Source organism: Streptomyces blattellae (assembly GCF_009709555.1).
In the GTDB taxonomy this organism is placed as follows: Bacteria; Actinomycetota; Actinomycetes; order Streptomycetales; family Streptomycetaceae; genus Streptomyces; species Streptomyces blattellae.
This window is the reverse complement of record NZ_WJBG01000112.1, coordinates 26,306-39,282: the sequence shown is the minus strand read 5'-3', so window position 1 is coordinate 39,282 and position 12,977 is coordinate 26,306. Positions and strand designations below refer to the sequence as shown.

At 69.9% G+C, this 12,977-nt stretch carries 11 protein-coding genes; 1 reads left to right on the top strand and 10 read right to left on the bottom strand.

Annotation, left to right across the window (positions count from 1 at the left end; genetic code table 11):
• Positions 1-14: 14 nt before the first annotated feature.
• Positions 15-314: a DUF3039 domain-containing protein gene (locus GFH49_RS05605; protein ID WP_155054638.1), complete on the bottom strand. Its 300-nt coding sequence runs from the start codon at positions 312-314 to the stop codon at positions 15-17.
• Between the two features lie 29 nt (positions 315-343).
• Entirely contained in the window at positions 344-916 is a 573-nt protein-coding gene (locus GFH49_RS05600; protein WP_196217862.1) for a YqgE/AlgH family protein, read from the bottom strand.
• 306 nt (positions 917-1,222) lie between these two features.
• Here GFH49_RS05600 and murA point away from each other — a divergent pair, with 306 nt between their 5' ends.
• On the top strand, positions 1,223-2,563 hold the full coding sequence (murA, locus tag GFH49_RS05595; RefSeq protein ID WP_155054636.1) for a UDP-N-acetylglucosamine 1-carboxyvinyltransferase: 1,341 nt from the start codon (positions 1,223-1,225) through the stop codon (positions 2,561-2,563).
• Between the two features lie 112 nt (positions 2,564-2,675).
• Here murA and GFH49_RS05590 read toward each other — a convergent pair whose 3' ends face one another.
• The 8 genes from GFH49_RS05590 to GFH49_RS05555 form a co-directional block, all read right to left on the bottom strand.
• Positions 2,676-2,957 carry an HU family DNA-binding protein gene (locus tag GFH49_RS05590; RefSeq protein WP_006139383.1) on the bottom strand — a complete coding sequence of 94 codons (282 nt, stop codon included), beginning with the start codon at positions 2,955-2,957 and terminating at the stop codon, positions 2,676-2,678.
• Between the two features lie 337 nt (positions 2,958-3,294).
• On the bottom strand, positions 3,295-4,713 hold the full coding sequence (locus GFH49_RS05585) for an NAD-dependent malic enzyme (RefSeq protein WP_155054635.1): 1,419 nt from the start codon (positions 4,711-4,713) through the stop codon (positions 3,295-3,297).
• Between the two features lie 389 nt (positions 4,714-5,102).
• A complete protein-coding gene (locus GFH49_RS05580; protein ID WP_155054634.1) occupies positions 5,103-7,556 on the bottom strand; it encodes a HelD family protein in 2,454 nt (817 codons plus the stop codon).
• A gap of 60 nt (positions 7,557-7,616) precedes the next feature.
• A complete protein-coding gene (locus tag GFH49_RS05575; RefSeq protein WP_155054633.1) occupies positions 7,617-8,444 on the bottom strand; it encodes an anti-sigma factor family protein in 828 nt (275 codons plus the stop codon).
• Positions 8,444-8,965, bottom strand: a complete 522-nt coding sequence (locus GFH49_RS05570) for a sigma-70 family RNA polymerase sigma factor (RefSeq protein WP_010039908.1) — start codon at positions 8,963-8,965, stop codon at positions 8,444-8,446. The genes GFH49_RS05575 and GFH49_RS05570 overlap by 1 nt, the downstream gene beginning before the upstream one ends.
• 329 nt (positions 8,966-9,294) lie before the next feature.
• Positions 9,295-9,897 carry a CGNR zinc finger domain-containing protein gene (locus GFH49_RS05565; protein WP_155054632.1) on the bottom strand — a complete coding sequence of 201 codons (603 nt, stop codon included), beginning with the start codon at positions 9,895-9,897 and terminating at the stop codon, positions 9,295-9,297.
• Positions 9,898-10,106: 209 nt separating this feature from the next.
• Complete coding sequence (locus GFH49_RS05560) at positions 10,107-11,258, bottom strand: uroporphyrinogen-III synthase (protein WP_155054631.1); 1,152 nt, start codon at positions 11,256-11,258, stop codon at positions 10,107-10,109.
• A 191-nt stretch (positions 11,259-11,449) separates the two neighbouring features.
• Complete coding sequence (locus GFH49_RS05555; RefSeq protein WP_155054630.1) at positions 11,450-12,832, bottom strand: nitrate/nitrite transporter; 1,383 nt, start codon at positions 12,830-12,832, stop codon at positions 11,450-11,452.
• Positions 12,833-12,977: the final 145 nt, after the last annotated feature.

The following is a 12,977-nucleotide window of genomic DNA, read 5'->3' as shown; positions in this document are numbered from 1 at the left end:
GACCGGCCGGAGAGCTACTTGTCGCCCTTGCCGCCCTTGCCGCCCTTGCCCTTGTCGTCGCCGCCGGCGCCCATGGACTCGTAGATCTCCTTGCACATGGGACATACCGGGTACTTCTTCGGGTCGCGGCCCGGTACCCACACCTTGCCGCAGAGCGCCACGACGGGGGTGCCGTCGAGGGCGCTCGCCATGATCTTGTCCTTCTGGACGTAATGGGCGAAGCGCTCGTGGTCACCGTCGCCGTGGGACACCTGCGGCGTCGGCTCTACGAGGGTCCCCGTACCAGTCCCGCGCTCGGGCTCAAGAGTGCTCATAGGCCCAAGGGTACTGAAGCTCACATGTATCAGTTGAGCGAAGGGTCGTCCGGGTACGTGGCGACCATCGCCAGCTCACTGCGCTGGCGGCGCAGGACCTCGCGCCAGAGTCTTTCCGGGGACGGGGAGGACACGTCGCCGGGCTCCGACTCCACGACGTACCAGGCGCCCTCCACCAGTTCGTCCTCCAACTGGCCGGGACCCCAGCCGGCGTAACCGGCGAAGATGCGCAGGGAGCCGAGGGCGGCGGCGAGCAGTTCCGGCGGGGTCTCCAGGTCCACGAGCCCGATCGCGCCGTGCACCCGGCGCCAGCCCAGCGGGACCGACTCGCCCGCGGGCTCGCCGGGGATGACGGCCACACCGAGGGCCGAGTCCAGCGAGACCGGGCCGCCCTGGAAGACGACACCGGGCTCCCCGGCGAGATCCGCCCAGCCCTCCAGGATGTCGCCCACGTCCACCGGGGTGGGGCGGTTGAGGACGACGCCGAGCGAGCCCTCCTCGTCGTGGTCGAGAAGGAGCACCACCGCGCGGTCGAAGTTCGGGTCCGCCAGGGCGGGCGTTGCCACGAGCAACCGCCCGGTGAGCGAGGACACCTCGGTCATGCCAGACATGATCCCGCATCTTCCCTCCGCGCGGGGAGGCAATGGGGGTTCGGGAGTGAATGCAGCCATGAATGAAAGGAGTGGCCTGCGTAAGGCCTCGTTTGAGGGTGGTGGTGGGAGACGGGAGGGCTCACAGGTGCGTCCCGGGCGCACGATCCGGCCGGTGACCCCTTGTGCCCGATTGCGCACGTTTCGTGTTGTGACACAGCTATGACGGAGTGGGCGGTCCTTGGGCTTACGGAAGGGGGGCCGACGGCGATTACTCTGTTTCCCCGGCCCTGCCCAACTCATCGGAACGCGAGATACATGACCGTCAACGACGATGTCCTGCTTGTCCACGGCGGAACCCCGCTGGAGGGCGAGATTCGTGTCCGCGGTGCGAAGAACCTCGTACCGAAGGCCATGGTCGCCGCCCTGCTGGGCAGCGCGCCGAGTCGACTGCGCAACGTTCCGGACATCCGTGACGTGCGTGTCGTACGCGGCCTGCTGCAACTGCACGGGGTGACGGTCCGTCCGGGTGAGGAGCCGGGCGAACTGGTCCTGGACCCGTCGCACGTGGAGAGCGCGAATGTCGCCGACATCGATGCCCACGCGGGTTCTTCGCGTATCCCCATCCTGTTCTGCGGTCCGCTGCTGCACCGCCTCGGGCACGCGTTCATCCCCGGCCTCGGCGGCTGCGACATCGGCGGCCGGCCCATCGACTTCCACTTCGAGGTGCTGCGGCAGTTCGGCGCGAAGATCGAGAAGCGGGCGGACGGGCAGTACCTGGAGGCTCCGCAGCGGCTGCGCGGCACCAAGATCAGGCTTCCGTACCCGTCCGTCGGCGCGACCGAGCAGGTGCTGCTGACGGCGGTGCTGGCGGAGGGCGTGACGGAGCTCTCCAACGCCGCCGTGGAACCGGAGATCGAGGACCTCATCTGCGTCCTGCAGAAAATGGGCGCCATCATCGCGATGGACACCGACCGCGCCATCCGCATCACCGGTGTGGACAAGCTGGGCGGCTACACCCACCGCGCCCTCCCGGACCGTCTGGAAGCCGCCTCCTGGGCGTCCGCGGCGCTGGCGACCGAGGGCGACATCTACGTCCGTGGCGCACAGCAGCGGTCGATGATGACGTTCCTCAACACCTACCGGAAGGTGGGCGGTGCCTTCGAGATCGACGACGAGGGCATCCGCTTCTGGCACCCCGGTGGCCAGTTGAAGTCCATCGCGCTCGAAACGGACGTCCACCCGGGCTTCCAGACGGACTGGCAGCAGCCGCTGGTGGTGGCCCTCACGCAGGCGACAGGCCTCTCGATCATCCACGAGACGGTCTACGAGTCCCGCCTCGGCTTCACCTCCGCGCTGAACCAGATGGGCGCCCACATCCAGCTCTACCGCGAGTGCCTCGGCGGCTCGGACTGCCGCTTCGGCCAGCGCAACTTCCTCCATTCGGCGGTCGTCAGCGGCCCCACCAGGCTCCAGGGCGCCGACCTGGTCATCCCCGACCTCCGCGGCGGCTTCTCCTACCTGATCGCGGCACTGGCGGCCCAGGGCACATCCCGCGTCCACGGCATCGACCTCATCAACCGGGGTTACGAGAACTTCATGGAGAAGCTCGTGGAGCTGGGCGCGAAGGTCGAGCTGCCGGGCAAGGCGCTCGGCTGACACATCGCCTGAATGCCGATGGGGCGGCCACCCGAGTCCGGGTGGCCGCCCCATCGGCGTTGGTGCGGCGCCCCTCAAGGGGGCACGCGCCCTCAAGGGGCGCGGGGCCGTCTTAGTTACCCTTGGCCGCTTCCTTGAGCTTGCTGCCCGCGGAGACCTTCACGCTGTAGCCGGCCGGGATCTGGATGGGGTCGCCGGTCTGCGGGTTGCGCGCGGTGCGAGCGGCACGGTGGGTGCGCTCGAAGGTCAGGAAGCCGGGGATGGTGACCTTCTCGTCGCCCTTGGCGACGATCTCGCCGACGGTCTCGGCGAACGCGGCCAGAACGGCGTCGGCGTCCTTGCGGGTCACCTCGGCGCGGTCGGCCAGCGCGGCCACCAGCTCACTGCGGTTCATGTTGTTACTCCCGTGTTCTTCTTGCCGTATGAGGCGTGCCACGCGGCGGAGCCGCATATCGGGCACTGCGACGTCGATGCTGCCAGGGCCCTCGGACAATCCCCGGACCCGGGTCCGCCGTCGGACCCTCGCGCCCAGGGAGGCATCCTGCCCCTACCTGCGGCGGGAAAGCCAATCCGGCACCCGTAGGAGTCGTGAGAACACCCTTGGGAGTCACACGAAAAGAGGGCTGAGCCTGGCCGCAACGATAAACGGCGGCCAAAGGCCCTGCGTTCCGCGACGCGCCGGGGTGAGGCCCGTCGTGGCGATCCTCACAGCAGGCCACGCACCGACGAGCCTACGACGCCGACGCACCCGCCGCCTTGGCGGCCTCCCGCACCGCACCCGCCACCGCGCCCGCGACCTTGTCGTTGAAGACGCTCGGGACGATGTAGTTCGGGTTGAGCTCGTCCTCGGTCACCACGTCCGCCAGGGCCTTCGCAGCCGCGAGCATCATCTCGGTGTTGACCGTGCGGGACTGGGCGTCGAGCAGACCGCGGAAGACGCCCGGGAAGACCAGCACGTTGTTGATCTGGTTCGGGAAGTCGGAGCGGCCGGTGGCCACAACAGCCGCCGTCTGACGGGCGATTGCCGGATCGACCTCGGGGTCTGGATTCGCGAGCGCGAACACGATGGCGCCGTCGGCCATGGCGGCCACGTCGTCCGCGTCGAGGACGTTCGGGGCGGAGACGCCGATGAAGACGTCGGCGCCGCGCACGGCCTCCCTGAGCGTGCCGGTGACGCCCTCGGGGTTGGTGTTGTCGGCGATCCAGCGCAGCGGCGAGTCGGGGGCGGCGGCCACCAGGTCCTCGCGGCCGGCGTGCACGACACCGTGGATGTCGGCGACGACGGCGTGCTTCACGCCCGCGGCGAGGAGCAGCTTCAGGATCGCCGTACCGGCCGCGCCGGCGCCCGACATGACGACCCGTACGTTCTCAACTCCCTTGCCCACCACGCGAAGTGCGTTGGTGAGCGCGGCCAGCACGACGATCGCGGTGCCGTGCTGGTCGTCGTGGAAGACGGGGATGTCGAGGGCCTCGCGCAGCCGTGCCTCGATCTCGAAGCAGCGGGGTGCGGAGATGTCCTCAAGGTTGATGCCGGCGAACCCGGGGGCGATCGCCTTGACGATCTCCACGATCGCGTCGGTGTCCTGGGTGTCCAGGCAGATCGGCCAGGCGTCGATGCCGGCGAACCGCTTGAACAGGGCCGCCTTGCCCTCCATGACGGGCAGCGCGGCCTTCGGGCCGATGTTGCCGAGGCCCAGCACCGCCGAGCCGTCCGTCACGACCGCAACGGAGTTGCGCTTGATGGTGAGGCGGCGGGCGTCCTCGGGGTTCTCGGCGATCGCCATGCAGACGCGGGCCACCCCCGGCGTGTAGACCATGGACAGGTCGTCACGGTTGCGGATGGGGTGCTTCGACGCCATCTCGATCTTGCCGCCGAGGTGCATGAGGAACGTACGGTCGGAGACCTTGCCGAGGGTGACGCCCTCGATGCCGCGCAGCTGCTCGACGATTTCGTCGGCGTGGGTCGTGGAGGTCGCCGCGATGGTGACGTCGATACGGAGCTTCTCATGGCCGGAAGCGGTCACGTCGAGGCCGGTCACCGAGCCTCCGTGGGACTCGACGGCCGTGGTGAGCTGGGAGACCGCGGTACCGCTCGCGGGCACCTCCAGCCGGACCGTCATCGAGTAGGAGACGCTGGGCGCCGTTGCCATTGCCGACTTCCTCTGCTTTCACCGTTTGACGCTGGATGCCGTCCGATCGTCGCACCTACTGCCGGGTAGCTGGTAGCCGCCCTGGATTGCGGACGTTTTGTTCACAGCGGTGCGCAGCGGTTCACGGCGGTCCGTTCGCGGCGGTCCGTTCCGGCGGTCCGCGGTGCTTCACAGCGAAAGAGGCTCACGTCACATCGTGACGTGAGCCTCTCGAACGCTCAGTGACACCGACCCGCCATGCTCGCCTCGCGGCAAGTGGTCGCTCGTAGCGACGAAGGTTGGGCCCGGGGGCTTGGATCGGGCCGGTGCCACACCCAGGCTAACAAACGGATCCCGTAAGGCCATTCCCGTACCTGGAGTCCGTCCTCGTCCATCCGGGTCCATCCGGATCATTCCCGGAGAAGGTCGGGGACTCCGTTGCCGTCCGGCTCGTCCCGCTCCCCCGACACCACCGTCAGCTGCTGGGTGGCCCGGGTCAGTGCGACGTACAGCACACGCAGGCCCGCCGGGCTCTCGTCGGCGATCTCCGCCGGTGAGACGACGACCGTCGCGTCGTACTCCAGGCCCTTCGCCTCCAGGCTGCCCAGTGCCACCACGCGGTCGCCGAGTCCGGTGAGCCAGCGGCGGGCCTCCTCGCGCCGGTTCATGGCGACGACGACGCCGACCGTGCCGTCGACGCGGTCGAGCAGCCGGGCGGCCTCCTCGCGGACGGTCCGGCCGAGGGAGTCGCGGACGGCGGTGAAGCGCGGCTCGACGCCGGTGGAGCGGACGGCCTTCGGTGACGCGGAGCCGGGCATGGCCAGTGCCAGTACCTTCGCCGCCAGTTCGGCGATCTCGGCGGGGTTGCGGTAGTTCACGGTGAGCTGGAAGCGGCGGCGCGGGCGGGTGCCGAGGGCCTCGTCGCGGGCCTGAGCCGCCTCCTCGGGGTCGGACCAGGAGGACTGGGCGGGGTCGCCGACGACCGTCCAGGTGGCGTGCCGGCCGCGGCGGCCGACCATGCGCCACTGCATGGGCGTGAGGTCCTGCGCCTCGTCGACGATGACGTGCGCGTACTCGACGCGCTCCTGCGCCAGCCGCTCGGCCCGCTCGCGCTGCGACTCCTCGCGTACGGGCATCAGCTCCTCAAGCCCGGTGAGCTGGTCGAGCGGGTCCAGCTCGCGCTTCCTGCGGGGGCGGGCGGGAGTGCCGAGGATCGCCTGGAGCTCGTCGAGCATGGCGATGTCGTGCACGGTGCGGCCGTCCCGCTTGAGGGAACGGGCCACCTTGCGGACCTCGCCGGGGTTGAGGATCCTCCGGGCCCAGCGGCCGAGGCGGCGTTCGTCGGCCATGGCGGCCAGGACCTGCTTCGGCGTGAGCTCCGGCCACCAGGCGTCGAGGAAGGCGACGAAGGCGTCCTCGGACACGATGTCCTCGTCGAACGACGACCGCAGCTCGGCGGCCAGCTCGGGGTCGGTGTGCCGGGCCGCGGCGCCCGACTGCTCCCACAGCGCGTCGAGGAGCAGCTTGCGGGCGCGCGGGCGGAGCAGGTTCACGGGGGCGGTGCCGCCGAGGGCGGCGTGGCGGATACGTTCCAGCTCGGCCGCCTGAAGTTCGAGCCGCCGCCCGAAGGCGACCACGCGCAGCCGGGTGGGCGGACCGGCGGGCGCTCCGTTCGGTGCGGGCGCCCCGTCCCGTGCGGGTGCCCCGTCCGGTGTGGCCGTGGCGTCGTCGCTACCGTCGCCCTCGTCACCCAACGCGAGCTGGCCGGAGACGGCAGGCCGCCCCGCCGCGGCACCGCGCCCCAGCTCCAGCGCCCCCCGCGCCGCCTTCCGCAGCACCTTCAGCATGCGGTACGAGCCCTTGGCGCGGGCCACCGACGGGGAGTCGTACAGCGTGGCCTCGGTGCCGTCGACGAGGGAGCCGATGGCGCGGATGGCGACCTGGCCCTCCTCGCCGAGGGAGGGGAGGACGCCCTCGGTGTACGCGACCAGCAGCGGCGTCGGCGAGACGATGAGGATGCCGCCCGCGTACCGGCGCCGGTCCTGGTACAGCAGATACGCCGCCCGGTGCAGCGCCACCGCCGTCTTGCCGGTGCCGGGTCCGCCCTCGACGTAGGTCACGGAGGCGGCGGGGGCACGGATGACCAGGTCCTGCTCGGCCTGGATGGAGGCGACGATGTCGCGCATGGTGTGGCTGCGGGCCTGCCCGAGGGCGGCCATCAGGGCGCCGTCACCGATCACCGGGAGCGCATGGCCGTCCAGCGTGGCCTTCAGCTCGGGGCGCATCAGGTCGTCCTCGACTCCGAGGACCCGGCGGCCCTTGGAACGGATCACCCGGCGGCGGACGACCCGGCCCGGATCGACCGGGGTGGAGCGGTAGAAGGGGGCGGCGGCGGGGGCACGCCAGTCGATGACCAGCGGTGCGTAGTCCTGGTCGAGCACGCCGATACGGCCGATGTGCAGGGTTTCGGCGATGTCGGCCGTGCCGTCGTCGCGTACGGCGCCGTCGGCGGGCTCGACCGCGGTGTACGCGCCGTCGGGTCCCTTCTTGCCGTCCTTGCCGAGCAGCAGGTCGATCCGGCCGAAGAGGAAGTCCTCGAACTCGTTGTTCAGCCGGCTGAGGTGGATGCCGGCCCGGAAGACCTGCGCGTCCCGCTCGGCGAGTGCGCCGGGCGTGCCGACCTGGCCGCGCTTGGCGGCGTCGTGCATGAGGAACTCGGCCTCGTGGATCTTCTCCTCAAGCCGCTGGTACACCCGGTCCAGGTGTTGCTGTTCGACGCTGATCTCGCGCTCGCGCACGGAGTCGTCGCGTACGGAGTCCTGGGCGGAGCCGAGAGCGGTTTCCTGTTGAGCCTGAGCGGCCACCGGGCCCCCTTCTGACGTGCTGGGCAGCCGTCAAAGGTACGCGAAGAGGGCCCCGGAAAGCTATGCGTCCACCTCGACCAGCCGCTTCCCCTCGAAGGTCATGACCTCGAAGTGATCGATCTCGTTCGGGGTGAAGGCGGCACCCCCCTGGACGTAGAGCGGGTTTCTCGCCTGCTCGGTCTTGGCGTTCTCGATGCCGTAGCCCCAGTCCGGGACGGACCACGAGGTGATCGTCTCGCGTTCGCCGTTCTTGCCGACGGCGATCAGGGAGCACTTCAAGGGGCCCTTGACGTTCTTGAGCTCCAGGACGGTGTCGGTGCCCCAGGCCTTCTCCTGCAGGGCGACGGTCGCGCTGACCTTGGTCGTCGGGTCGGTCGCCGTGATCTTGTCGGACATCTGGTCGAAGGCTGCCTTGGCCGGGCTGGCCGCGAGCGTCTGGTTGCCTCCCGAACCGCCGTCGTCGCCGGCCGTCGTCGCCACCGCGGCGACCGGACCGCCGACGATCAGCGCGGCCGCGGCCGCCACCATGTAGAAGGAGCGGCGGCGGGTCATGGCGCGTCGCTCGACGACCTCGTGGACCAGCTTCTCCGCGAGCCGTGGAGAGGGCTTGGCGGACAGCGACTCGCCGATGGCGGGCGTACCGGTGCCGGGCAGGTCCGCGAGGGCGGCCAGCATCGGCTCCATCCCCGCGAGTTCGTCGAGCTGCTGAGCGCACCATTCGCAGGTCGCGAGATGCGCTTCAAAAGCGGTTGCCTCGGCGTCGTCGAGGATCCCGAGGGCGTAGGCGCCGACGGTCTCGTGCTCGTTCGAGCCGGTAGATCCCTGCATGGGGCCAGACATACCCGGACCACCCGAGCCGTATCCCTGATGTCCCCCGTACACACTCATCACGCCGTCACCCCCCGCTCCTCCAGTGCGAGCTTCATCGATCGCAGGGCGTAGAACACCCGCGAGCGCACCGTGCCACTCGGTATGCCAAGCGTCTCGGCCGCCTCATTGACGGTACGCCCCTTGAAGTACGTCTCGACGAGCACCTCCCGGTGTGCGGGGGTCAGGTCGTCGAGCGCGTCCGACAGCGTCATCAACCACAGCGCCTTGTCGATCTCGTCCTCCGCGGGGATGACCTCCAGCGGCGACGGATCGACCTCCTGCGGCCGGGCCTGCCGGCTGCGGTGGCCGTCGATGACGATGCGGCGTGCGACCGTCACCAGCCAGGGGCGTACAGATCCGGTCGCTCGATTGAGCTGACCGGCGTTCTTCCAGGCACGGATGAGCGTCTCCTGCACGACGTCCTCGGCGCGCTGCCGGTCTCCGGCGACGAGCCGAAGGACATAAGCGAGCAGAGGTCCGGCGTGCTCTCGGTACAGCGCACGCATCAGCTCCTCATCTGGTTCCGAGGGCTGGGACATGCGATGTCGGGCCCTCGATGCACGTTCATTGGCCACGACGGAATCCTTGCGCACGCCCACCTCCGATGTCCGGGGGTTCCCCCAGTCGGTCGCTCGACAACCGGTACGGAGACCAACGGCGGTGTGTTCAAAGTGGCGTGACAGTTTTCTTCCCAGTGACGTGATGAGGGAGGACATGGCCGCACATTCCCCCCGCATCGGCTTTACATTCCCGCCACACTGGCAAGATCGATGCCCTTGCCAGAGACATGGGGCAGGTCACGGAGTGTTGTCGAAATCACGTCGAAAACATTTCGACAGGCGTTTCGCATACGGCACTTATGGGGCACCTAGGCGCGGGCGAGTGCCGCGCGGCGACGGTGCCGGGCCACCCGTTCACGGTTCCCGCAGACTTCGCTGGAGCACCAGCGCCTCCTGCGCCCCCGGGACGAATCGACGTACACGATGGGGCAGTTGTCCCCTTCACACTGTCTGAGACTGGCGCGCGCGACGGGGTCGGTGAGCAGCTCGACGGTGTCCCGGGCGAGCGCGCCGAGCAGCGCGGGGTACTCCGGCGGATCCAACTCCCGTACCAGCGTGCCGTCTTCGCGGCGCAGGGCGCGCGGGGCCGGGGGCGCGGTGCGGGCGAGTTCGTTGACGCGGGCGAGCGAGCGGTCGTACGACGGTGTGGCGGGCGACAGCCTGCCGTGCACCAACCGGCCGATGTGACCACGCAGTTCACGGAAGCCCACCAGCCAGGAGGCGTCGGCGTGGCTGAGCGGGGTGCCCGGCGGGACGAGTCCGGAGCCGGTGATCCAGGCGTGCAGCACCTCGACGGAGTCGAGCTTTTCGCCGGGGTGCGTGGTCGCGAGGAGATCCAGACAGCTCCGTCCGGCGTCGAACCGCAGCTCGTACGCGGACGAGGACGCGCCCGTGGCCGTACCCAGTGCCATGTGCCTGTCACCGCCTAGGGGTTACGGGTTCCGGAGAACCGTTCCTCTAACAGTGCCTGCCCGCCGACGCGCCCGGAACCCCTCGTACCGCGCGTGCGTGGAAGCCTGCGTGGATTCGCACTGGGGTGGATGGCCTGGAGCGTCGTACGGGCACCGCTGTCGACGCTCGCGCCGGCGGTCCTGGCCCGGGCCCTGGTCCTGTACGGCCGTCAGACGTCGGCGTACTTGGCGTCGGCGGCCGGGTCGAGGGCGAGCCGGTAGCCGCGTTTGACGACGGTCTGGATGAGTTTGGGCGCCCCGAGTGCCGTACGCAGCCGGGCCATCGCGGTCTCGACGGCGTGCTCGTCGCGGCCGGCGCCGGGCAGGGCGCGCAGCAGTTCGGCGCGGGCGACGACCCAGCCGGGCCGCCGGGACAGGGCCCGCAGCAGGGACATCCCGGCGGGTGGTACGGGTTTCAGCTCACCGTCGACCAGGACCGCGTGCCCCCGGATCTCCACCCGGTGCCCGGCGACCGGCAGGGCCCGCGCCCGGGTCGGCAGTTCCTGGCACAGCAGCTGGACGAGGGGGCCGAGCCGGAAGCGTTCGGGCGAGACCGTGTCCACGCCCGCGGCCTGGAGCGGCAGCGCGGTGACCGGGCCGACGCAGGCGGGGAGCACGTCGTGGTGCAGGGCGGCGAGCAGCTCGGGCAGCAGACCGCGCTCCTCGGCACGGGACAGCAGGGACGCGGCGGCCGGCGCGCTGGTGAAGGTGATGGCGTCCAGGCCGCGCGAGACGGCGGCGTCGAGCATCCGGTCGACCGGACCGATGTCCTCCGGCGGCATCCACCGGTACACGGGCACCCCGACCAGCTCCGCTCCGGCGGCCCGCAGCGACTCCACGAACCCCGGCAGCGGCTCACCGTGTAGCTGCACGGCGATACGACGCCCCTCGACCCCCTCCTCCAGAAGCCGGTCGAGCACCTCCGCCATGGACTCGCTGGACGGCGACCAGTCCTCGGTCAGCCCGGCGGCCCGGATCGCGCCCTTGACCTTGGGCCCCCGCGCGAGCAGTTCCACACCGCGCAGCCGGTCCAGCAGCTCCTCGCCGAGCCCCCATCCGTCGGCGGCCTCGATCCAGCCCCGGAAGCCGATCGCGGTCGTGGCGACCACGACGTCCGGCACCTGCTCGACGATGTCCTTGGTGGCGGCGAGCAGCTCGCCGTCGTCGGCGAGCGGCACGATCCGCAAGGCCGGGGCGTGCAGCACTGCGGCACCGCGCCGCTGGAGCAGCGCCCCGAGCTCGTCGGCCCGGCGCGCGGCGGTGACACCCACGGTGAACCCGGCCAGGGGCCCGTGTTCCGGTCGCTGCTGTTCGTCGTACATAAACTCTCGTCCCGCACTCGAGTCGTTGCACCGTCTGGCCTGCATGAGGCCACGGCCGGCCCTGCATGAGGCAGTGCCTCACATGAGACCATGCCTCACATGGGGCATTTCGGCTCTTCTGCCTGCATGCCGACCGAGCCTGTCAACGGTGCGTGACAGGCTCGGTTCCGCTTGATGTCGCTGGTGTTACGTCACACCTCGGCGTAGCTGAGCTGCGGCTTCGCCTCGGAGGCGGCGGCGGTGGCGGGAGCCTGGGCGGCCGGGCGGCGAAGGTATACGGCCCAGGTGACCACGAAGCAGACACCGTAGAAGGCGAGGAAGCCGACGAAGGCGCCGGTGCCGGAACCAACGCTCTGGAACGACTGCCGCAGGGCGAGGTTGATCCCGAGCCCGCCGAGCGCGCCCACCGCGCCGATGAGCCCCATGGAGGCACCGGAGAGCCGGCGCCCGTAGGAGGCGGCCTCCTCACCTTCGAGTCCCATCGCGGTGGCCTTGGCCTGGTAGATGCCGGGGATCATCTTGTACGTCGACCCGTTGCCGAGGCCGGTCAGCATGAACAGCGCGATGAACGCCACCGTGAACAGCGGCAGCGACTCCTGCATGGACGCGATCACGATGATGCCGGTGGCCGCGGCCATGGCGCTGAAGTTCCACAGCGTGATCTTCGCGCCGCCGTAGCGGTCGGCGAGCCAGCCGCCCACCGGACGGATCAGCGAGCCGAGGAGCGGGCCGATGAAGGTGACGTACGCGGCCTGCAGCGGCGTACGTCCGAACTGGGTCTGCAGGACCAGCCCGAACGCGAAGCTGTAGCCGATGAACGAACCGAAGGTGCCGATGTAGAGGAAGGACATGATCCAGGTGTGCGCGTCCTTCGCGGCCTCCTTGGCGGCGCCGGTGTCGTTCTTCACGGACGAGATGTTGTCCATGTACATCGCGCCGAGGACCGCGGCGACGACGATGAACGGGATGTAGATCCCGAGCAGCACCCGCGGCCCGCCGTTCGCGCCGATGACCGCGAGGCCGATCAGCTGCACGACGGGGACACCGATGTTGCCGCCGCCGGCGTTCAGGCCGAGCGCCCAGCCCTTCTTCCTGAGCGGGAAGAAGGCGTTGATGTTGGTCATGCTGGACGCGAAGTTTCCGCCACCGATACCGGCGAGCATCGCGCACAGCAGGAAGGTGGTGTAGGAGGTCCCCGGCTCCATGACGATGAAGGCGGCGATGGTCGGCAGCAGCAGGAGGCTCGCCGACACGATGGTCCAGTTCCGGCCACCGAAGACCGCGATCGCGAAGGTGTAGGGAACCCGGACGATCGCGCCGACCAGCGTCGCCATCGACACGATGACGAACTTGTCGGACGCGGTGAGACCGTACTCCGGGCCCATGAAGAGCACCATCACGGACCACATGGTCCAGATCGAGAACCCGATGTGCTCGGAGAGGACGGAGAAGACGAGGTTGCGGCGGGCCACCTTCTCTCCGGTCTCGTTCCAGAAGGTCTCGTCCTCGGGATCCCAGTGATCGATCCAGCGGCCTCCCCTGCTCGGGGCGGGGGCCTGGCTAGGGGCTGTCATGACGCCTCCACAATGCTCCGGGGCTCGGGCGGTTCTTTGCGGTGCTGAGCGGTATGAGTCCCGAAGGTAGGGAGAGCGCGTTTCGGGTCTGTGGCGTCGGGTGACCGGAAAGGAACTTTGCTCTCACCTCGGGAGGGGTCGGGAT

Excerpts from the sequence above, each read along its gene's own strand:
- GFH49_RS05605 (WP_155054638.1), bottom strand. The coding sequence starts at position 314 with ATGAGCACTCTTGAGCCCGAGCGCGGGACTGGTACGGGGACCCTCGTA.
- GFH49_RS05600 (WP_196217862.1), bottom strand. The coding sequence starts at position 916 with ATGACCGAGGTGTCCTCGCTCACCGGGCGGTTGCTCGTGGCAACGCCC.
- murA (WP_155054636.1), top strand. The coding sequence starts at position 1,223 with ATGACCGTCAACGACGATGTCCTGCTTGTCCACGGCGGAACCCCGCTG.
- GFH49_RS05590 (WP_006139383.1), bottom strand. The coding sequence starts at position 2,957 with ATGAACCGCAGTGAGCTGGTGGCCGCGCTGGCCGACCGCGCCGAGGTG.
- GFH49_RS05585 (WP_155054635.1), bottom strand. The coding sequence starts at position 4,713 with ATGGCAACGGCGCCCAGCGTCTCCTACTCGATGACGGTCCGGCTGGAG.
- GFH49_RS05575 (WP_155054633.1), bottom strand. The coding sequence starts at position 8,444 with ATGAGTGTGTACGGGGGACATCAGGGATACGGCTCGGGTGGTCCGGGT.
- GFH49_RS05570 (WP_010039908.1), bottom strand. The coding sequence starts at position 8,965 with ATGTCCCAGCCCTCGGAACCAGATGAGGAGCTGATGCGTGCGCTGTAC.
- GFH49_RS05565 (WP_155054632.1), bottom strand. The coding sequence starts at position 9,897 with ATGGCACTGGGTACGGCCACGGGCGCGTCCTCGTCCGCGTACGAGCTG.
- GFH49_RS05560 (WP_155054631.1), bottom strand. The coding sequence starts at position 11,258 with ATGTACGACGAACAGCAGCGACCGGAACACGGGCCCCTGGCCGGGTTC.
- GFH49_RS05555 (WP_155054630.1), bottom strand. The coding sequence starts at position 12,832 with ATGACAGCCCCTAGCCAGGCCCCCGCCCCGAGCAGGGGAGGCCGCTGG.